Origin of the sequence: Microbacterium sp. NPDC076911, from assembly GCF_040687125.1 — a bacterium.
In the GTDB taxonomy this organism is placed as follows: Bacteria; Actinomycetota; Actinomycetes; order Actinomycetales; family Microbacteriaceae; genus Microbacterium.
Genome location: NZ_JBFBMP010000002.1, coordinates 200,591 through 220,151 on the forward strand (window position 1 = coordinate 200,591; position 19,561 = coordinate 220,151).

Consider the following 19,561-nt stretch of genomic DNA (forward strand, 5'->3'; position numbering starts at 1 on the left):
GCAGTGACCAATCGCCTTGAAGTCGGCTCTACCGCACCCTCGTTTGCTCTCAAAAACCAAGATGGCGCTGTCGTTTCGCTAGATGCAATGCGTGGAGAACGCGTGATCGTCTTCTTCTACCCCGAAGCGATGACTCCAGGATGCACGACAGAAGCGTGTGACTTTCGAGACAGTTTGGCGCCCTTGCAGGCCGCCGGCTACACACTGCTCGGAATCTCGCGCGACGAGCCTGAGAAGCTACGACGCTTTCGCGAGCGCGATAACCTCACATACGACCTGCTGAGCGACCCCGACCACAGCATTCACGATGCGTATGGGGTGTGGGGAGAGAAAGTGAACTACGGCAAGACTTTCATGGGCGTCATCCGTTCCACGTTCGTCATCGACGAGGACGGTCTCGTCAGCCACGCGCTCTACAACATCCGCGCAACCGGCCATGTCGCACGGCTGCGCAAGACGCTCGAGGTTTAGCGTGAATCGCCACGCTCTCTGACGGCGGCGGAGCGAACGGCTAACACCAGCAGCACCAGCGTCAGTACCGCGGGAAGAGCAATTGCTACTGCCGTGATGGGGTGTGCGAACTCGCCAGTGGCTGCGCCAAGGGCGACGGCAAGAATGAGCAGCTGAGTGACTATTGCGCCGGATCGCCCCCACGACTCATCGCGCCAAATGGCTACCGAGAACGCCAGCACCGCCGCGGCGCCCACTGCGGTGAGCACGACGAGAGCCAGGGCCGTTGACAGCACCCCGGTGTCTCCTGACAGCAGTGCCAGCACTTGCCACGCAACCAAACCAGCAACCACAATGCCTTCAAGACCCACCAAAATGGCTGCGAAGCGCTCGCGCTTACTTGTAGACATTCACTAATTCCCTTCCGCAAAACCGCGTGCTCTTGTGTCATTCCGACACAGAGTCAAGGGAAAACTCAGGTAACCAGACAGAAACCCTGCGTTCATCTCTTGATTCGCGATATCGCCTATGGGAGCATTGACGAAGCCGTGTGCTCCCACAGCGACGTGGGGCGAGCATTTTCTCGCACTCTTTTAGGGTATCGGACCCGAAACCATACCCACGTCACTCAACCCCACCCTCGTATCAAGGAGCACCACCATGGATTGGCGCGATAAGGCCGCCTGCCTGACTGTCGACCCCGAGCTGTTTTTCCCCGTAGGGAACACCGGCCCGGCTGTCGACCAGATTGAAAAGGCCAAAACGGTCTGCGCAAAGTGCACCGTCACCGAGGTTTGTCTCCAGTACGCGCTGGAAACCGGTCAAGATTCCGGCGTCTGGGGTGGTTTATCAGAAGACGAGCGCCGCGCTCTCAAGCGCCGCGCAGCCCGCGCTCGCCGCGCGAGCTGACACCTACCGCTGCGCGATATAGCGCATCGGTATCTCGATAGTCACTTCGGTGCCGCTACCGGTCAATGTGTGCCAATCGATTGTGCCGCTGAGTTCACCTTGAATCAGCGTGCGAACGATTTGCGTGCCGAGACCGTTTCCTACCTGACCCTCTGGAAGCCCCGAGCCAGTGTCACGTACCCGCACTTCGAGCCTCTCTTCGTTGCGCTCCGCAATAATCTCGACATCACCCTCTTGGCCGGCAAGGCCATGCTCGACCGCGTTGGTGACAAGCTCCGTCAACGCGAGCGCAAGCGGCGTGGCGTATTCACTGGGCAAAGTGCCAAACCGTCCTGATGAACGCGTGCGCGCCCGCGTGTTGGGTGCCGCAGCAACCTCTGCGACCAGTTTGAGCACGCGTGCGAAGACTTCGTCGAACTCGACGTTCTGCGCCAACCCCTCAGACAGAGTGTCGTGCACAACAGCGATGGCGGCGACCCGCCGCATGGCATGTGTGAGCGCTTCACGCGCCTCTTCGGAGTGCGAGCGGCGCGCTTGAATGCGCAGCAGTGACGCGACTGTCTGCAGGTTGTTCTTGACCCGATGGTGGATTTCGCGGATCGTCGCATCTTTGGTGATCAGTTCTTGCTCTTGGTGGCGTATCTCGGTGACGTCGCGACACAACACGATCGCTCCGATGCGCGTGCCATGATCACGCAGCGGAATTGTGCGCAAAGACACGGTGACGCCACGTGACTCCATGTCTGCGCGCCAAGGTGCTCGCCCGGTCACCACGACCGGCAGCGACTCATCGAACTGCCGCTTATCCGGCAGGATCGTGGTCACCACTTCAACAAGCGATTCACCTTCGAGCTCATCGACAAAGCCGAGTCGGTTGAAAGCCGATAGCGCGTTCGGACTCGCGAACGTCGTAATGCCGTCGACATCAAGCCGAATGAGTCCGTCGGATGCTCGCGGAGCGCCCCTGCGCGGAGAGGTCGGGGCAGCCATATCGGGGAACTCACCAGATGCCACCATGCCGAAAAGATCGTCGGCGCAATCGTTGAACGTGATCTGCTGTCGAGAGGGCGTACGGGTCTCGCCGAGGTTGGTGTGGCGAGTCACAACGCCAAGAGTCTGCGGGGCGTCTGTGCCCTGTGCCCGCACGACCGGGACTGCGCGCACGCGAGTGGGAGTCTCTTCGAACCAATCCGGAGATGCCGAATCGACGATGCGACCAGTCTGAAACGCTTCGCGCACTTGCGTGTTCCATTGCGGGCGAACCCGACCGCCGACGATGTCGCGATAAAACAAAGTCGCGGCTCCCCCGGGCCGAGTGTGCGCCACGGCGACGAACGAATCATCAGGCGTGGGCACCCACAGCACAATGTCTGCGAAGGCGAGATCGGCAAGCAACTGCCCATCGCCAGCAAGGCGATGCAGCCACTCGACGTCTTCTTCGCTCGCACGGCCTTGGGCGTAAACAAGATCACTGAGGGTCGACACACCTCCAGCCTAGAGCGGGTTCGTCATGCTTCAGTTTTGGTGTATCGCCGAGTGACACGCCGCGATGCCGCAACGGTGACTGGCGGTGGCGCAAGCGAGTCGCCAACGAAACGGCGTACCCCGAGCACGAGCGAAGACTTCGGAGATTGCTCGGCAATTGTTCGAGAAGCAAGCAGGGCAGCATCCGCCGCTTTGGCATCTAGCGGCAAGAACCACACATCTCTGATGCCACCGAACCTTTCCAGCGTGCGGCGAACCTGTCCGCGTGCGTCGATTCCTAACGCACCCGGCCGGATCTTGTTCGCAATCACCCGTACGGTCGTGGCCCCGATGGTCGCGCGAAGGTCGGCATGCGCTCGCAGAAACCGTGAAATGCCGACCGGATCGGCACCGGCGACGGCCACAACGACGTCTGCGGAACGCAGGGCTGCAAGCGTGGCGGCGTTGCGGCGGGGCCCATCAAGGTCACTGACGATCTCTTCGTCGCGTTCGAGCGATGACGAGACATCGACGACGGTGAAGTCCGCCCAGCTGCGGCAAACCTCAAGCGCCTTTCCTACCCGTTTCTCGCTGAGCTCCGGCCACCGCGATGGCCGGTTCAGCCCGGTAAGCACATCAACTCCAGTGCTCCCGAGGGGGATGCTTATGCGCGTGAGTTCCTTCCCATCGAGTCCGCCAAGTTCTGCCTGCCTGCAGGCTGCAGCAAACCCCGGGCCCTCATCGGCGATCCCCAGCGCCAACGCGATCGAGGGTGCGTGAGCGTCAGCATCCACCAGCGCGACGTGCTTGCCCCCTCGGGCTAGCTCCGCCGCGAGTTCGATAGCGACCGTCGAGCGGCCAGGGGCTCCCGCAGCACCCCACACCGCGATCACACGAGGCGTGTCATGCGCGTCGGTGGGCTCCGCGGGGCTCTGCGGCTGAGTCGCTAGAGCATCTGCGACAAGGCGCGCAGATGCATCGGCAGCGAGAGATCGTTCCAGACCGAAGACCGCAGCGACTCTCTCGTCAGCATCATGCGCACACAACGGCACAATACGCGTCGCTGCGCGATCGCAGAGGGCTACCACTTCGGCAGTCAGCGAGTCGCGCCGCACCTCCAAGATCACGGCGTCTGCGGCCAACACAGCCCGCAACAGGCCCTCTGACTCGTCTCCTAGCAGCGTGTCGCCAGCGATTTCGGCCAGCACTCTCGAATCGGCCGTCGCTATAACTTCATAGCCCTCGCGAATGAGGCCCGCTGACAGTGCCCCACCGCCATCGACGGCAACGACCACTCTCACGAGGCTGTTCCAGCGGAAACCACCGAGAGGGCGGACTGATCGGCGATGGCGGCAAGAGTCGCCGCGACGTCGGCTCGCGAGATCACCAATTCGAGTGCCGCAGAGCCGCCTCCAATCGCAGATTCGTCTTTTGTGATGGCGGCGACAATCGCATCTGCCACCAGAATCCTCGGGGTGTCGTACGTGCCTCGTTCCAGAAGTGGCGCCGCCCATAGCTCCACGGTCACGCCTTCATCGATAGAGGCAGGAACATCAGCGCTCGTGCGAATAACAACGCTTGTCGTGCTCAGTGTGACGGGGTCGGCAACGGCAGACGACGGTAGCAACTCCCCCGCGATAATCGTGCGAGTGGCCACTACTCCCTCTGCCAACTCGTCGGGCGCCACATACGAGTCGCCCAGCTGACCGAGGGCGACTTCGACCACGCGCAGGTCGTCAGCCGCGATGGCTTGTCCGGGCACGATGGTGCGAGTTGCTGCGAAAGCGGGAGCCGTCTGCCGAGCGGTTGCGACAACGAGCCACACTCCCGCAATGGATGCGACGATAAGCACGACCCCGAGAAGGAATCGCGCATCGCCCCATGCTCTGCGTCGTGGTGGGCGAACTGGATCTGCGACCGTCATGCTGTCCATCGTCGCTCACGGGGAAAATCTGTCTCTTCGGTTATCCACAGGGGCGTGCCCTTCCCCACTGCTTCCACAGGCCGCCGCCATAATGGGGGCATGCCCGACAACTCCATGCCTGAGGTGCGCTTGCTCGCCCCGGCCCAGGTTGGCGAGCTTCTCAGCCTTTCGGTCGATGAAGTCATGGCGCTCGTCATGAGCGGCCAGATTCGCGGCATGCAGGTGGGCACACCACCGCGCTGGCGAATCGACGAGGCAAGTGTGGGTGGCTATCTCGATGATCAGGCCGAAGAAGCTCGCAGAATGGCGTTGTGGCGGCAGTCGAACGCTGCAAGTTTTCCCGAGCTCTGGGGCGGCGGGATCATTCGTCAATCCGAGTGATCCCTCGTTGCTAGAGCAACGGAGCATCTGGCTCAAGCCGAATCCAAGACACCGCGGCAAACGACACCAGTCGATATCCCGTGACGTCGGCGGCTCTGCGGGGTTGCCCACTGTCGTGCAGCGCGAGATCAAAGTGATCGGCGCCAGCACGATCGATCGTACCCGCGAGCTGACGTCCGCTAGCAGCGAGGGTCACCCCTACGCCGACGCGTCGACGCACGAGATCACGCAACACAAAACCAAACGTGACCCGGTCGCGAAGCGCGGATCGCTCGGCGATCGGGCGCGCGCTGCGCAAGACGTCGACATGGGGGGCCATCACGGTCGCGATGCCATCGAGCGGGGCCAGCACGACACCGGCGCGGGGCTGTGTCGGTTCGAGCGCAACCCAGTCCGCGCCGACACCTGACACCTCGGCGTGCAGTGTCGACCCGTCAGACATCTCGAACGCCGGGGTCGAGGTTGTGCGTTCTCGAGATGCCAGCACGCTCAGGCGATCGCGCAATACGACCTGTGAAAGACGCAGCCGCTCGGCTTCGGTGTCGAGCGCCGCACGCTCGGCCTCCCACTCGGAGGCAAGCTGATCTTCAAGATCGTCAAAGAAGCGGTCCCAACGCACATCCTGAGAGTAGGCGACGCATTAGGACTTGATGAGAAGTTATCCACAACCTGGGGTTTCGCCTTTTCCTAGGGCCAGTGCAGGTGTTCTACTAGCTCACGGATAACCCCCCACTGTTGAGATAGGTACCCCATGGCAACGCCGCCGACGGGCCACGCCCGCGCATACCGCGCCTCTGACGAGGCGCTGGAGCTTTCTGAATTCTTCGCCCCACAGCGAACCTCAGCCGTTGAGCTCCCCGACCCAGAAGTCTTTCTTCGCAACCTCACTCGAGGAGTTCTTGAAGTTTTCGCAGGCGTGCGCGAAGTGGATCAGCTCGCACGCTGGCTCACGGAAGATCCGTTTCGCAAGCTCGTTACGCGCACCAACCTCGCAACCCGCGCCCGAAGCGCCCGAGGCGTTCCCGCCGTCCGCCCGGTTCATCAGATCCTCAGTGTGCGCTACTCAGCCCCCACCGATGGCGTGGTCGAGGGCACCGTGATCGTGCAGATCCCGACACGCGTGCGCGCCGTCGCAGCCCGCCTCGAGGGCATGGATGGCCGTTGGCGAGCGACCTCGCTCGCTCTTCTATAGCTATTGCCTGTACGACGCGAGAAAATTGCCAAGCCGCTCGATAGCTTCGGTCAGCACTCGAGCTTCGGGCAGTGTCACGATGCGCACATGATCTGGGCTCGCCCAGTTGAAACCGGTGCCCTGCACCAGCAGCACATGTTCTGCGATCAAGAAGTCGTAGACGAACTTGGCGTCGTCGTGGATCTCGTGCACATTCGGATCGAATCGTGGGAACGCGTAGAGCGCGCCCTGCGGCTTCACGCAGCTGACACCAGGAATGGACTCAAGTGTTCTCCAGGCGGCATCGCGTTGCTCATGAAGCCTGCCAGTAGGCGCGATCAGCGCGTCAATCGACTGCACACCAGAAAGGGCCGCCTGCACGGCAAACTGTGCGGGAACGTTTGGGCAAAGCCGCGTAGAGGCCAGCAGCGTCACGCCCTCAATGAACCCGGCAGCGTGCGCTTTCGGACCTGTGATCACAAGCCACCCTGATCGGTAGCCGGCGACGCGATACGTCTTTGAGAGTCCGTTGAATGTCAGCACGAGAAGATCGGGAGCGACGGATGCCATCGGAATGTGAACCGCGTCGTCAAACAGAATCCGGTCGTAAATCTCGTCTGAGAGCACGAGCAGCGAGTGCTCTCTCGCAATCTCGGCGATTCCCTCGAGAATCTCCCGCGTGTATACGGCCCCCGTGGGATTGTTCGGATTGATGACGACGATGGCCTTGGTGCGCGGGGTGATCTTCGCACGGATGTCTTCAAGATCGGGCTGCCACCCGTTCTCTTCATCTGAGATGTAATGCACCGGTGTGCCGCCGCCGAGGCTCGTCATCGCGGTCCACAGCGGGTAGTCCGGTGCGGGGATCAGCACCTCGTCGCCTTCATCAAGCAGCGCCTGCATGACCATCGTGATCAGTTCAGATACGCCGTTTCCCAAATACACGTCGTCAGGATCGAACGATGGGAAGGTGGGATCTTGTTCGTATCGCGACACAACAGCACGCCGTGCCGACATGATTCCGCGGCTGTCGCTATAGCCGTGTGCCTGCGGAACAGCGTCGATCATGTCGCGCACGATCTGAAACGGCGCTTCGAAACCAAAGGTGGCAGGGTTTCCGGTGTTGAGCTTCAAGATGGTGTGACCGTCAGCTTCAAGTCGGTCGGCCGCGACGAGCGCCTGGCCGCGAATCTCGTACAGCACGTTCTTGAGCTTGCTGGATTGGTCGAGGGGGCGAAGCTGACTCATCGCATCAGGATATCGGTGTCGAGTGAGAGCCCATCGCCATTATCGGGCAACTGCGAGCCCTGTCCGACGAAGAACGCGTGCGTCTGTTGCTACTTGCTCTTGTCTGCGGCGCGGCGCTGTGCGCGGTTCTGGGGCGCGGGGGCAGCGTCGTCAGCATCCGTCTTCTGACCGAATGCGCCACGAGGTGCCTCAGCTGCCGGAGCGGCCGCTGGCTGCCCCTGTGACGCCGCGGTCGCAGCGGCCTGACGCATGCGAGATGTCGCCGACTGCTGAACCTGGCCGCGGTCGTTGCGCACCTCGACCTCGCCAGCATCGTTGGCCGCAGAGTACTCCAGGCGTTGCCCCTCGATCGGCGCCGAGGCGCTGAGCCCCTTGGCCTCGACCTCACCCTGACGGCGGACTTCTACGTCGAGGTTGTACAGGTAGCCGACGGACTCTTCTTTGATCTGCCCCATCATCGATTGGAACATCTGGAAGCCTTCGCGCTGGTACTCGATCAGCGGATCACGCTGGGCCATGGCACGCAGGCCTATGCCGTCCTTCAGGTAGTCCATCTCGTAGAGGTGATCGCGCCAGCGCCGATCAAGCACCTGCAGCACGACGCGTCGTTCAAGCTCGCGCGTTGCCGCCTCGCCGAGGGTCTCTTCACGGGTGCTGTATGCGATCCTCGCGTCAGAGATGATCTCGCGCTTGAGCCCCTCGGCGTTGACGCCGCCGCGGCGGCCCGCTGCTTCTGCGACAACCTCGTCAATGGTCACGCTGACGGGGTAAAGCGTCTTGAGCTCAGTCCACAGCGCGTCGAAGTCCCAGCTTTCGGTGTGACCCGAGCCGGTGTGGTCATCGATAACCGCGTTGATGGCGTCTTCGATGAAGTGCTGCACGCGGTCTGCAATATCGTCACCCTGCAAAATGTGGCGACGGTCTGAGTAGATTGCCTCGCGCTGCCGGTTGAGCACATCGTCGTACTTCAGAACGTTCTTGCGAATCTCAGCGTTTCGGCTTTCAACCTGGCTCTGTGCCGACTTGATGGCGCGTGAGACCATTCCGGATTCGATGGCAACATCGTCAGGGAAGTTCGTGCGCGCGAGAATCGCTTCGGCAGCGCCAGACTGGAACAGCCGCATCAGGTCATCGGTGAGCGACAGGTAGAAGCGGCTCTCGCCAGGGTCACCCTGACGACCAGAGCGGCCTCGCAACTGATTGTCAATGCGGCGCGATTCATGGCGCTCTGTGCCGAGGACGTAGAGCCCACCAGCTTCAACGACTTTGGTGCTCTCTTCAGAGACCTTCTCGCGCATGGACTCGTAGACCGAGTCCCACTCGGCTTCGTAGTCTTCGGGCGTTTCGACCGGGTCAAGTCCCTTGGACTTGAGTTCTTGCACCGCGAGGAACTCCGCGTTTCCGCCGAGCATGATGTCGGTACCACGACCAGCCATGTTGGTGGCAACAGTCACTGCTCCAAACCGGCCAGCCCTGGCAACAATCTCTGCCTCACGGGCGTGGTTCTTCGCGTTGAGAACCTCGTGCTTGATGCCCTTCTTCGCAAGCAGCCGAGAGAGGTACTCACTCTTTTCGACGCTCACCGTACCGACGAGAACGGGCTGACCGCCCTCGTGGCGCACCGCGATGTCTTCAACAACCTGGGCGAACTTGGCCTGCTCGTTCTTGTAGACGAGGTCGGACTGGTCTTTGCGCACCATCGGCCGGTTCGTCGGAATCGGCACCACACCGAGGTTGTAAGTCGACATGAACTCCGCGGCTTCAGTTTCTGCTGTACCGGTCATTCCTGCGAGCTTGTCGTACAGACGGAAGTAGTTCTGCAGTGTCACCGTGGCGAGGGTCTGGTTCTCAGCCTTGACGGGAACCGCTTCTTTGGCCTCAATCGCCTGGTGGATGCCTTCGTTGTAGCGGCGGCCAGCCAAGATGCGGCCGGTGTGCTCATCCACGATCATCACCTCGTCATTGATGACGACATAGTCGCTGTCGCGCTTGAAGAGCGCGAGCGCCTTGATCGAGTTGTTGAGGAAGGAGATGAGTGGGGTATTCGCCGACTCATAGAGGTTGTCGATGCCGAGGTAGTCCTCGACCTTTTCGATGCCGGGCTCGAGCACACCGATCGTGCGCTTCTTCTCGTCAACCTCGTAGTCGACGCCAGCGTCCAGCGTTTTGGCGATCTTCGCGAACTCGACAAACCAGCGATTCGCCTCTCCCGATGACGGTCCAGAAATGATCAGCGGAGTGCGAGCCTCGTCGATGAGAATCGAGTCGACCTCATCCACGATCGCGAAAAAGTGGCCACGCTGAACGAGGTCCTCTTTTCGCCACGCCATGTTGTCGCGCAGGTAGTCAAAGCCGAACTCGTTGTTGGTGCCGTATGTGATGTCGCACTCGTACTGTGCACGACGTACCTCAGGAGTCTGACCGGCGACGATCGTGCCGGTGGTTAATCCGAGGGTGCGATAAATGCGACCCATGAGCTCTGCCTGGTACGACGCGAGGTAGTCGTTCACGGTAATGACGTGCACGCCCTTGCCTGCGATCGCGTTGAGGTAGACCGGGAACGCGCCCGTCAGGGTCTTTCCTTCACCGGTCTTCATCTCGGCGATGTTGCCCAGGTGAAGGGCTGCACCACCCATGATCTGAACGTCATACGCCCGCTGGCCGAGTGTGCGCTTGGCGGCCTCACGAACGGCCGCGAACGCCTCGGGCATGAGCTGATCGAGCGTCTCACCTGCCTCATGGCGTGCGCGAAGTTCGGCGGATTCGCCGCGCAGTTCCTCGTCGGTGAGCTGAGCGTAGTCCTCTTCGAGGGCGTTGACTGCCTTGACGACCTGGTTCAGACGCCGAAGGATTCGACCCTCGCCGGCACGAAGCAGTTTCTCGAGGGGGTTTGCCACGAAGTGTCTCCATCTGTCGGGTTCGACGCGTTTGGCGCCGATGCCGCCCGGAAGCTGAGCCCAGGCATACCTCCCTATGTTATCTGCCTGTGACCTTGGCGTGTGCTGGATACCATCCTGGCGCCAAATCCGGCTATGTCTATACTCGGCAATTACATACTCAGTATGCGAAGAGCGGAGCGTTCACGTGTCGGTGCGGCAGGGCCTGTTGGCCATCCTCAATCAGGGCCCTTGCTACGGCTACCAGTTGCGCACCGAGTTCGACCGGCGTACCGGTTCGACCTGGCCATTGAACGTCGGGCAGATCTACAACACCTTGGACCGCTTGGAACGAGATGGTCTCGTCAGCAAAGCAGACATCGACGAGCAGGGGCATGTCTACTGGAAGATCACCGACGCGGGGTCTGTAGCGGTCGACAATTGGTTGGGCGATCCCGTGCGCCGCAGTGGCGGGACGCGAGACGAGCTTGCGATAAAGCTCGCTTTGGCCGCAACGCTGCCGGGGGTCGACGTCATGGCGCTTATCGAATCGCAACGACAGGTGTCACGTACTCAGTTCGACGAACTGCTGCGCACATCGCACGAAGGTGCCACCCCGGACGAACCACAGGCCCTTACTCGCTCACTCGTCATTGATTCAATGATCTGCGCTGCTGAAGCAGAGCTGCGCTGGCTCGACCGTGCCGAGCAGCGCTTGGCGCAGCATCCCGAACGGTCGATGGCCTTCGAGCTTTCCGACGAGCGCCCCAAACGCGGACGACCTGCCCGGGCTACCGCCCACTGAGCGGGGCTCGGCGCGGCGTCCTGTCGCTTCACAGCCTCGGCACACTACTCTTAACTGTGTCTACAGACGAAACGAACCCCCAAGCCGAGGCTCGGACCGAGCCCACCGCGACAACTTTTGCTGACCTCGGATTGGGCGAATCGGTGCTCAAAGCACTGCGTGACGTCGGTTACGAGACCCCCTCTGCTATTCAGGCAGCCACCATTCCCACGCTCCTTCAGGGACGTGACGTTGTAGGTCTTGCCCAGACCGGAACCGGCAAGACAGCCGCTTTCGCGTTGCCCATTCTCGACCGACTTGACGTGTCACAGAAGACCCCGCAGGCTCTCGTGCTTGCACCGACTCGCGAGCTCGCGCTTCAGGTCTGCGAAGCCTTCGAAAAGTACGCATCTCATGTCAAGGGCGTTCACGTTCTTCCCGTCTACGGCGGGCAGGGCTACGGCGTTCAGCTGTCGGCGCTTCGCCGCGGAGTGCACGTGATTGTCGGCACCCCTGGCCGAATCATGGATCACCTCGACAAGGGCACCCTCGACCTGTCGGAACTCAAGTACCTCGTGCTCGATGAGGCCGACGAGATGCTCAAGATGGGCTTCGCTGAAGACGTCGAGACGATCCTCGCCGACACCCCTTCGACCAAACAGGTCGCCCTGTTCTCTGCCACGATGCCTGCCACCATCCGCCGCATGTCGAAGCAGTACCTGAACGACCCAGAAGAGATCACGGTCAAGTCCAAGACCACCACTTCGGCGTCGACCACGCAGCGCTACCTCATCGTTTCGTTCCAGCAGAAGATGGATGCGCTGACGCGCATTCTCGAGGTCGAGAACTTCGAGGGCATGATCATCTTCGGGCGCACCAAGAGCGTTACCGAAGAGATCGCCGAGAAGTTGCGCGCCCGGGGATACTCTGCCGCCGCCATCAATGGTGACGTGGTGCAGGCCCAGCGCGAACGAATGGTGAACCAGCTCAAGTCGGGCAAGCTCGACATTCTCGTGGCCACCGATGTCGCAGCCCGCGGCCTCGACGTCGAGCGCATCTCGCACGTCGTGAACTTCGACATCCCCACTGACACCGAGTCGTACGTGCACCGCATCGGCCGCACCGGCCGCGCCGGCCGTTCGGGTGACGCAATCAGCTTCGTCACTCCGCGTGAGCGCGGGTTGGTACGCGCGATCGAGCGGGCAACACGCCAAGAGCTCACCGAAATGCGCCTGCCGAGTGTTGACGAAGTCAACGTCACTCGCCTGTCACGCTTTGATGACCGCATCACCGCGGCTCTCGGCGAAGCCGACCGTATCGAGCGCTTCCGCGACATCATCGCCCACTACGTGCGCAACCACGACGTGCCTGAAGTTGACGTCGCCGCGGCCCTCGCGGTCGTTGCACAGGGTGAGTCGCCTTTGCTACTCGAAGCCGAGCCTGAACGACCCAAGCGCGACTTCGCGGATCGCGGCGACCGTGGCGATCGCCGCAGCAATTTCGATCGCGACAGCCGCGATGGCCAGCGAGAGCGCCGTCAGCGTCCGAGCAATCCGAATATGGCCACATACCGGATCGCAGTGGGAAAGCGTCAGCGCGTCGAACCGCGCCAGATTGTGGGCGCTCTGGCCAATGAAGGCGGCCTTAGTCGCGGTGACTTCGGCGCAATTCAGATTCGCCCGGACTTCTCGCTGGTCGAGCTACCTGCAAACCTCTCCAGCGACACTCTTAACCGGCTCTCTGACACGCGCATCTCGGGTCAGCTCATCGAGATTCGTCTCGACTCGGGTGGCCCCGGCCGCGGCGACCGCAAGCCCCGCCAGAAGCGCGACAACGACCGCTACTGACTTTGTCTTGAGTCGTTGATGGATGTTATCGACAGCATCCATCAACGCTCACGCCTCAGTCAGGTTCCCTGACACAAGCCCGCAACGGTGATGGTCAGCCGACGCATGGGTTGCGACCTTAGGATCGAAGCTATGGCCGGATTTTGGGGCAAACGTAAACGCGAGCAAGAAGAGCTTCACGCTCAGGATGCTGACGTCGCGCGCCGCGCGCAGATCGCGCTGGTCGCAACTGACGAACGCATTCGCGTCACCACGGATGAGCTCGCTTTCGCCGATGCCGAGCTGGGCCCGACGTCGACGAAAGATCTGCGCGACGCACTGGAGTCGGTGCGTACGCACATGTCTGAGGCGTTCCATCTGCACCAGCTCAATCACGACGACATTCCCGACACTCCCGAAGAGCTGCGCACGCGCAACGCGCGCATCGTTCAACTGTGTGAGTGGGCCGAAGAGCTTCTCGATGACCGCACGGCGGCGTTAGCCGAACCGATCGAGCGCGCGCGCCGGGCCCCCGAGATCATCGCCCGAGTGCGCGCAGACACCGCACGGTTGCGCACTCGCGTGCCGCATGCGCGCGAAACAGTGCAGCGTCTCGCCGCTCGTTACGCGCCCGAAGCACTGGAGCAGGTCGAGTCGAATCCCTCGGAAGCCGACCAGCTTCTCGGTTTCGCTGAGCACAGCGCGACGGTCGCAGAGCGCCGACGCGAAGCAGGCCAGCGAGAGCAAGCAAACCTCGCCCTTGAAGCATCCACTGAGGCCGCAAGGCGCGCCGCGACATTGATCGACGCGGTCGAAACGTTCGAAGTCGAAGCGCTACGCGCCGAGTCGACGCTCGCAGCCGTAGTCGAAGAGTCGCGAGAAGACCTCATGGCCGCACGTTCTGCGCCTCAGGTACCCACGGTCACGACGGCCATGTCAAACCTGCAAGCCGTCCTCAAGACTCTGCCTGCCGTTGGTGTCAATACTGACCCGTTCGCCCTGCTCTCGCGTCTCAGAGACGCGAACAGCGAACTGGATTCCGCCATCAGTGCCGCTCGTGAGCGTGCCGCGCGAGTGATTCCCGACATGGCCCACGTGCGCCACGCGATCGACGATGCCGACCAGCAGTTGGCGGTCGCGCGCAGCGTAATCGCGGGGCACCGCGGCTGGATCGGCGCTGATGCCCGCACCCGTCTTGCCGAGGCAGAGCGCTTGCGCACAAACCTGGACCATTTTCTCGGCACTTCAGCATCGACAGCGATCACGATCGATGACGACCACCGCGAGCAAGCGCTGACCTTCGCTCGGCGCGTGGCTTTCCTCGCGGGCGAAGCCTTGCAACTTGCGCAGCGCGACATCAACTCGTCTCGTCCTCCCGGTGGCGACCAGTGGGGGCCACCAGGACCGGGCGGCGGCCGCCGCGGCGGAGGTAGCGACCTGATGGGCGGACTGCTCGGCGGCTTCGTGATCGGAAGCCTACTGGATGGCATGTTCGACTGAACGCGTGAAACAGAGAACGCCCCGATCAAAGGATCGGGGCGTTCTCTGTTTCACGTTGCTAGGAAGCCACCGCTTCAGGCGCCGCCTGCGTCGTGAGGGAAATCACGCCGTAGTCCCAGCCTTTGCGGCGGTAGACCACGCTGGGATGGTCGGTGCTCGCGTTGACGAACAGGAAGAAGTCGTGGCCGACAAGTTCCATCCGGTCGACCGCTTCTTCCACCGACATCCACTCGGGATGGAATTCTTTTGTCCGAATGACTACCGGCGTGTAGTCGGGCTCTTCCTCACTGCCCACTTGGACGGGTACTTCACCCGTCGCGACAGCACGCAGCATTTCGGCTGAGGCTGGCTGCACATCGAGGCCAGAAATCTCGCCGCTGCCTTTTTCGAACTTGGCGCCACGCGGGTGGTTGCGCGCGTCCACACGCTTGTCCTTCGCCCTGCGTAACTGCTCAGACAGCTTGTCGACGGAGAGATCGAGGGCCGTGAACTTGTCGCCGTCCTTGGCCTCTGCCCGCACGATCGGCCCCTTGCCCACAACAGTGAGTTCAACGGTGTCGTCTTCCATCCGACCGTTGTGATGGGCTCGATGCGTTACCTTGACCTCGACGCGTTGCGCGCGGGGTGCGAGGTGCTCAATTCGGGCTACCTTTTCTTCGACTACTGCGCGAAATCGATCCGTGATTCCCACGCCAACGCCGACGATGCTGGTTTCCATCCCTGACCTCCATGTTCCGGTCCGCCGGGTCAAGGGCGGACCTGAGTCGCCTTGTGCCCCCACCGTAGCCCCGCGACACGGAGATGTCACCCATGAGTATCAAATGCGTCGTTCGCTCTTAGCGGAGGTGTGCTACTCGGCCGAAGACTGTCGCGGTGTCGCGGCAACAGTGACCGCGCCCAGTACAATCGCCCCGGCGGTTTGCAGTGCACGAATCGCTTCTTCGAGCGTCGCACCCGTCGTCACTACGTCATCGACGACGATGACGCGGCGCCCGGCAGCATCCCCCGCCGCCATGCTGCCGATCACGTTCTCTCGACGTTGCATGATCGTCAGCCCGCGCTGGTCGGCGGTGCGACGAACGGTTCGCAGCAGGCGAGCGACGGGCAATACCGAACGCGCTGCCAGGCGGTCTGGCACTCGGTAGCCTCGCCGGCGGTACGCCGCTCGTGAGGTTGGCAGCGGCACGGCCACCGTGTCAGCAGGTGCCGCCACTTTGCCTATCGCCGCGTTCAGCGCTGGCGAGAGCGACGAGATCATGCTCGTACGGCCGTCTTCTTTCACCGCGCGAATCACGCGCGCAGCGACGCCCTCGAAACGAAGCCCGCTCCACAGCGGCACGCTGCCAGTTGCACCGGCGAGCGCGCGCCGGTGCGGGTGAGGGTGCAGCGCATCGACGCATTCCTCACAGAGGTCGACGTCGACAGCACCGCATCCGCCGCATTCGATAGGCATAACCAGAGTGAGAGCCTGAGCCAGTGCTGGCCGGATGAGACCGTCAAAGAGCGTGCGCGTCATTGCGACAGACTGTGCCCTAGCGGCGTCGCGCAACGCGCGCGACCACCCTGTGTGCAGATCAGAGCGTCAGCACTCCGCGGGGAGGAACCGTTCAGCTACTGCGGCATTCCTTGCTGCGTGGCCAGCACGATAACACCGGTTGCGGTCTGTTCCCAGTTCGTCCCGCGCTTCGCGTACACCGCCTCGTCAACGCCGTGCAAGCGCAGCGTCGTCGCGGTGGCCCCGCCCGCGATCGAGGTCATGCCTTCTGCCGCTGAGGTGACCGAAGATGGGCCGCCGATGACCTGCTCGAGCACCGACGAAGTGGCGTCATTGCTCGAAAGCGCCGCCACGGTCGTGTCATCGATCCAGGTGATATTCACTCCCCCACCCACGACAGTGCCGATCGTGATCGGGTCTCCCAACCGCACCGGTTGACCCTCAACGTCGCGTATCACGCCGGCAACCCACACCAGTTGGCGCTCACCCGACATCACGATGGCAGCCATGCGGGTTCCATCACGTGAAATTGCCATCGCCGAGATGGCTGAGGCATCCGGCCAGGCTTCGCCAATCCTCACGACAGAGCCATCGAGGTTCACGGCATGAACATCGCTGGGGCTGTCCTCCGGCACCGTCCAGACCACGCCGAACGGGTCGATCGTCGAATCCACAAGATCGGTGCGGTCATCAATCACGATGTTGGATCCGTCGGCCCCGACGCGAGCGACAGCGCCGTCAGCCTGAGTGACGGCCGCGAACTGACGATCGGCCGAAACCTGAATGGCGGTGGGCGCCGCCTCCACTACTGCGGTTGACAAACCTGGAATGGGCTCGAAAGATCCTCCTGACAGAAAACCAAAACCATCGTCAGTCAGCACGAGCGGGGCGGCAGCGATACGCGTGCTGAGTGTCGGCACGGGCTCGGCGATGATCGGACTCGATCCCACGGTGAGCGACACAGATGTCGCTCCCGCGGTGGCGAGGCTCGCTTCAAGCTGGGTGAGCATTCGATCCAGCGTGGTGCGGTCGGCGTCCAAGACCTGATCTGACAGATCGATTTCGGCTACCCCGTCAGTCACTGGCACGGATGCCAACAATGTCACATTCTCAGGGAACGCCGTGGCGACGGAGCCTTCAAGCCAGGTACTTCGAGCCTTGTTCACGAGCGCATCGGCTACGCGCGTTGCAGCATTCGAAATCGGGAACCAACGAACATCGGGCACGAGATACTGCCACGATGGATCGAAGTAGGCCACCGAATACTCGTGAAACACGCTGGGGAAGATATCGCGATCGAGCACCACTCCGTCGCGAGCAGAAGTGATGCGCCATTCGCCGTCGTCTTGTTGCTCGAGGGTGAACGGCAAATCGGTGGGGCCCGCCTCTGCGCGCTGGTAAGAGCCCTTGTCGTCGACTGTCGCTACGGCGACGACCGAGACGGTAATGCTGCCGTCGTCGTCGGTCGTATAGACGCGGTCTCCTGGGCTGTCGACGGTCACTCCGGTGTCGGGGCGCCACACTTCAGCAAACTCAGGGGCGAGGAACTCCCGTGCTCTGTCCCAGCGTCCGAGAGCGCCGGGGCCGGAGCCAGCCCGGATGAACCCCTCAACGATCTCGGCAGGCGAGGCTCCAGGCTGCGGAAGATCCGGCAAGAACGAGAAGTCCTGCACCCCGGTGGCACTTTCAGGCTCGAGGCCCTCTTGCACGGGACTGCTCGTCGGCAACCCGGCGCACGCCGCGAGTGCAATGCTCACGCATATCGCAAGAATCAGGGTCAGGATGCTGCGCAACCGCGTCATGACTTGCCCTTCTTGCGTTGAGGCTTGCGAGCCCGCTCGACGGCGTCTGTGCGCACCGATCCGGTGCTCAGCACTTCCAGTGACTGGGTGAGTCCGAGGTCATCTACGGCGGCGACGGAGTCATCACCGGGATCGGCAGGGATGGGCGAAGAAGCCGTGAGCTTTCCCGCCGTGCGCGGCAGCGTCAGCACAAAATTCGTGCCGCGGCCGAGCTCTGACCATACCGCCAGCTCGCCACCGTGCAGGCGTGCGTCGCCGAGAGCGATCGAGAGCCCGAGCCCAGTGCCACCTATCGTGCGTTTGCGAGATGGGTCGGCCCGCCAGAACCGATCGAAGACCCGCTCAGCATCAGTTGCCGTCATTCCGAGGCCGTAGTCGCGCACGCCAATCGCAACGGCTTGCTGATCGCTGTCGACCGTGACAACGATCGGGCGTCCCTCACCGTGTTCGATCGCGTTGCCCAACAGATTGCGCACGACGCGGCGGACTCGCCGAGGGTCCATGTCGACCGGTGAATAGCCGCCAGGGGCCACCAGACGAACGTCAGTACCGTGCTGTTCGGCCAATTGCACCATCGACTCAATGACATCTTCGGCGAGCGCCGCCAGACTCGTCGGTTCGAGCTCAAGTTGAACAGACCCCGCGTCGTACCGGCTGATCTCAAGCAGATCTGTCAGCAGCGTTTCGAAGCGCTGAACCTGCGCGTTAAGCAACTCGGCGGCACGAGCTGTGGCGGGTTCAAACTCCGACCGTTGATCATTGATCATGTCTGCCGCTAGGCGAATGGTCGTCAGCGGAGTGCGCAGTTCATGTGACACGTCCGAAACGAAACGCTGCTGCACGAGCGACAGCTCTGCGAGCTCTTTGATCTGCGATTCGATGCTGTCGGCCATCGCGTTGAACGAGCGACCAAGCGTAGCGAGTTCGTCTTCACCCCGCACCGGCAATCTCACCCCTAGCTCCCCCGCAGCGAGCATCGCGCTCGTGTCGGCTGCTTCGCCTATCGGACGAGTGACCGAGCGCAGCACGAACCACGCGATCGCACCGATCAGCAGCACCAACCCGATGCCCACAATCCACAGCGTGCTGTGCACGAAACCGAGAGTCTCGGGGGCGCTCGCCAAGTCATAAGCGAGGTAGAGCTCGTAGGGCCCAACTTCTGGCACGTCAATCTGCTGGCCCACGATGATTCCGGGCACAGTGCCGTCATCTCCCGCGGGCAATGCCACCGACTGCCAATACTGGTGTTGCGGGTCGTCTCGCACACTCTCGCGAAGTTCGGGGGTGATGATCTCTTCAAGCTCGGGATCAGTGGCAATGTCTTGCGGGGCGATCGCCGAGAACGGGCCGATGCGAAAGACTGCCCACTCGTCGCTGGCAGATTGCTGGCCGAGCGTCAGTCGCACTCGCGTCATCAGGTTCTGAATCTGAACGACGTCTCCTTGCACCGCGGCGCTGTCGAGAGTCGTCTGCGACGCTTCCGTTGCGCGTTGCGCATCAACGAGCACCTGATCCTTTCGTGAGACGAAAAGGTCATTTTGAATTGCCAGCGCCATCCACACGCACGCAATCGTGACAGCGACCGCGGTCAGCGTGAGAGTGACCAAAATGGTCTTGAACCGCAACGACTGGCGCCACAATCGTGCGAGGTTCGCGGGCCAGGAGCGTATTTCGCGCCAGCCGGTCAGCCGGGCGCGGGATGCTTCACCCCCCGCATGGGCGGAAGCCACC

General features: G+C 62.2%; 18 protein-coding genes. 7 read left to right on the plus strand and 11 right to left on the minus strand.

Annotation, left to right across the window (positions count from 1 at the left end):
- The first annotated feature begins 3 nt into the window (after nucleotides 1-3).
- Nucleotides 4-471, plus strand: a complete 468-nt coding sequence (gene bcp / locus AB0O81_RS03425) for a thioredoxin-dependent thiol peroxidase (protein WP_363581255.1) — start codon at nucleotides 4-6, stop codon at nucleotides 469-471.
- Here bcp and AB0O81_RS03430 read toward each other — a convergent pair.
- On the minus strand, nucleotides 468-860 hold the full coding sequence (locus AB0O81_RS03430) for a histidine kinase (RefSeq protein ID WP_363581257.1): 393 nt from the start codon (nucleotides 858-860) through the stop codon (nucleotides 468-470). The two genes, bcp and AB0O81_RS03430, sit on opposite strands and share 4 nt — an antisense overlap.
- A 250-nt stretch (nucleotides 861-1,110) precedes the next feature.
- Here AB0O81_RS03430 and AB0O81_RS03435 point away from each other — a divergent pair, with 250 nt between their 5' ends.
- Nucleotides 1,111-1,359: a WhiB family transcriptional regulator gene (locus AB0O81_RS03435; RefSeq protein WP_274647283.1), complete on the plus strand. Its 249-nt coding sequence runs from the start codon at nucleotides 1,111-1,113 to the stop codon at nucleotides 1,357-1,359.
- Between the two features lie 3 nt (nucleotides 1,360-1,362).
- Here AB0O81_RS03435 and AB0O81_RS03440 read toward each other — a convergent pair whose 3' ends face one another.
- Genes AB0O81_RS03440 through AB0O81_RS03450 form a run of 3 tightly spaced genes read right to left on the minus strand, consistent with a single transcriptional unit; the run spans nucleotide 1,363 to nucleotide 4,747 of the window.
- A complete protein-coding gene (locus AB0O81_RS03440) occupies nucleotides 1,363-2,844 on the minus strand; it encodes a histidine kinase N-terminal domain-containing protein (protein WP_363581260.1) in 1,482 nt (493 codons plus the stop codon).
- A gap of 23 nt (nucleotides 2,845-2,867) precedes the next feature.
- Nucleotides 2,868-4,118: a P-loop NTPase gene (locus AB0O81_RS03445; RefSeq protein ID WP_363581262.1), complete on the minus strand. Its 1,251-nt coding sequence runs from the start codon at nucleotides 4,116-4,118 to the stop codon at nucleotides 2,868-2,870.
- 2 nt (nucleotides 4,119-4,120) lie between these two features.
- The gene (locus AB0O81_RS03450) at nucleotides 4,121-4,747 is read right to left on the minus strand and encodes an SAF domain-containing protein (protein WP_363581264.1); all 627 of its coding nucleotides are present in this window, start codon (nucleotides 4,745-4,747) and stop codon (nucleotides 4,121-4,123) included.
- A gap of 99 nt (nucleotides 4,748-4,846) precedes the next feature.
- Here AB0O81_RS03450 and AB0O81_RS03455 point away from each other — a divergent pair, with 99 nt between their 5' ends.
- Nucleotides 4,847-5,128 carry a DNA-binding protein gene (locus AB0O81_RS03455; protein ID WP_363581266.1) on the plus strand — a complete coding sequence of 94 codons (282 nt, stop codon included), beginning with the start codon at nucleotides 4,847-4,849 and terminating at the stop codon, nucleotides 5,126-5,128.
- Nucleotides 5,129-5,138: 10 nt separating this feature from the next.
- On the opposite strand, the gene AB0O81_RS03460 is transcribed toward AB0O81_RS03455, so the two are convergent.
- Nucleotides 5,139-5,747, minus strand: coding sequence for a hypothetical protein (locus tag AB0O81_RS03460; RefSeq protein ID WP_363581268.1), 609 nt, complete (start codon nucleotides 5,745-5,747; stop codon nucleotides 5,139-5,141).
- A gap of 132 nt (nucleotides 5,748-5,879) precedes the next feature.
- On the opposite strand from AB0O81_RS03460, the gene AB0O81_RS03465 reads away from it, so the two are divergent.
- Nucleotides 5,880-6,320: an Rv3235 family protein gene (locus tag AB0O81_RS03465; RefSeq protein ID WP_363581270.1), complete on the plus strand. Its 441-nt coding sequence runs from the start codon at nucleotides 5,880-5,882 to the stop codon at nucleotides 6,318-6,320.
- On the opposite strand, the gene AB0O81_RS03470 is transcribed toward AB0O81_RS03465, so the two are convergent.
- On the minus strand, nucleotides 6,321-7,547 hold the full coding sequence (locus AB0O81_RS03470; protein WP_363581272.1) for a pyridoxal phosphate-dependent aminotransferase: 1,227 nt from the start codon (nucleotides 7,545-7,547) through the stop codon (nucleotides 6,321-6,323). It abuts the gene before it with no gap.
- An 89-nt stretch (nucleotides 7,548-7,636) separates the two neighbouring features.
- Nucleotides 7,637-10,444, minus strand: coding sequence for a preprotein translocase subunit SecA (gene secA / locus AB0O81_RS03475; protein WP_363581274.1), 2,808 nt, complete (start codon nucleotides 10,442-10,444; stop codon nucleotides 7,637-7,639).
- Nucleotides 10,445-10,631: 187 nt separating this feature from the next.
- Here secA and AB0O81_RS03480 point away from each other — a divergent pair, with 187 nt between their 5' ends.
- The 3 genes from AB0O81_RS03480 (at nucleotide 10,632) to AB0O81_RS03490 (ending at nucleotide 14,533) form a co-directional block, all read left to right on the plus strand.
- Complete coding sequence (locus AB0O81_RS03480; protein ID WP_363581276.1) at nucleotides 10,632-11,228, plus strand: PadR family transcriptional regulator; 597 nt, start codon at nucleotides 10,632-10,634, stop codon at nucleotides 11,226-11,228.
- Nucleotides 11,229-11,284: 56 nt separating this feature from the next.
- Nucleotides 11,285-13,054 carry a DEAD/DEAH box helicase gene (locus AB0O81_RS03485; RefSeq protein WP_363581278.1) on the plus strand — a complete coding sequence of 590 codons (1,770 nt, stop codon included), beginning with the start codon at nucleotides 11,285-11,287 and terminating at the stop codon, nucleotides 13,052-13,054.
- Between the two features lie 132 nt (nucleotides 13,055-13,186).
- Complete coding sequence (locus tag AB0O81_RS03490) at nucleotides 13,187-14,533, plus strand: hypothetical protein (protein ID WP_363581280.1); 1,347 nt, start codon at nucleotides 13,187-13,189, stop codon at nucleotides 14,531-14,533.
- A gap of 58 nt (nucleotides 14,534-14,591) precedes the next feature.
- On the opposite strand, the gene raiA is transcribed toward AB0O81_RS03490, so the two are convergent.
- From raiA to mtrB, 4 genes are all read right to left on the minus strand, one after another.
- Nucleotides 14,592-15,251, minus strand: coding sequence for a ribosome-associated translation inhibitor RaiA (gene raiA, locus AB0O81_RS03495; protein WP_363581282.1), 660 nt, complete (start codon nucleotides 15,249-15,251; stop codon nucleotides 14,592-14,594).
- A gap of 132 nt (nucleotides 15,252-15,383) precedes the next feature.
- Complete coding sequence (locus AB0O81_RS03500) at nucleotides 15,384-16,049, minus strand: phosphoribosyltransferase family protein (protein WP_363581284.1); 666 nt, start codon at nucleotides 16,047-16,049, stop codon at nucleotides 15,384-15,386.
- A gap of 95 nt (nucleotides 16,050-16,144) precedes the next feature.
- Nucleotides 16,145-17,830, minus strand: a complete 1,686-nt coding sequence (locus AB0O81_RS03505) for a GerMN domain-containing protein (RefSeq protein WP_363581286.1) — start codon at nucleotides 17,828-17,830, stop codon at nucleotides 16,145-16,147.
- Nucleotides 17,827-19,560: an MtrAB system histidine kinase MtrB gene (mtrB, locus tag AB0O81_RS03510; RefSeq protein ID WP_363581288.1), complete on the minus strand. Its 1,734-nt coding sequence runs from the start codon at nucleotides 19,558-19,560 to the stop codon at nucleotides 17,827-17,829. Before mtrB ends, AB0O81_RS03505 begins: the two co-directional genes overlap by 4 nt.
- Between the last annotated feature and the right edge of the window lies 1 nt (nucleotide 19,561).

Bases quoted from the DNA above. Each gene is read 5' to 3' on its own strand.
- AB0O81_RS03430 (WP_363581257.1), bottom strand. From the start codon at position 860: ATGTCTACAAGTAAGCGCGAGCGCTTCGCAGCCATTTTGGTGGGTCTT.
- AB0O81_RS03435 (WP_274647283.1), top strand. From the start codon at position 1,111: ATGGATTGGCGCGATAAGGCCGCCTGCCTGACTGTCGACCCCGAGCTG.
- AB0O81_RS03450 (WP_363581264.1), bottom strand. From the start codon at position 4,747: ATGACGGTCGCAGATCCAGTTCGCCCACCACGACGCAGAGCATGGGGC.
- AB0O81_RS03455 (WP_363581266.1), top strand. From the start codon at position 4,847: ATGCCCGACAACTCCATGCCTGAGGTGCGCTTGCTCGCCCCGGCCCAG.
- AB0O81_RS03465 (WP_363581270.1), top strand. From the start codon at position 5,880: ATGGCAACGCCGCCGACGGGCCACGCCCGCGCATACCGCGCCTCTGAC.
- AB0O81_RS03470 (WP_363581272.1), bottom strand. From the start codon at position 7,547: ATGAGTCAGCTTCGCCCCCTCGACCAATCCAGCAAGCTCAAGAACGTG.
- AB0O81_RS03490 (WP_363581280.1), top strand. From the start codon at position 13,187: ATGGCCGGATTTTGGGGCAAACGTAAACGCGAGCAAGAAGAGCTTCAC.
- raiA (WP_363581282.1), bottom strand. From the start codon at position 15,251: ATGGAAACCAGCATCGTCGGCGTTGGCGTGGGAATCACGGATCGATTT.
- AB0O81_RS03500 (WP_363581284.1), bottom strand. From the start codon at position 16,049: ATGACGCGCACGCTCTTTGACGGTCTCATCCGGCCAGCACTGGCTCAG.
- AB0O81_RS03505 (WP_363581286.1), bottom strand. From the start codon at position 17,830: ATGACGCGGTTGCGCAGCATCCTGACCCTGATTCTTGCGATATGCGTG.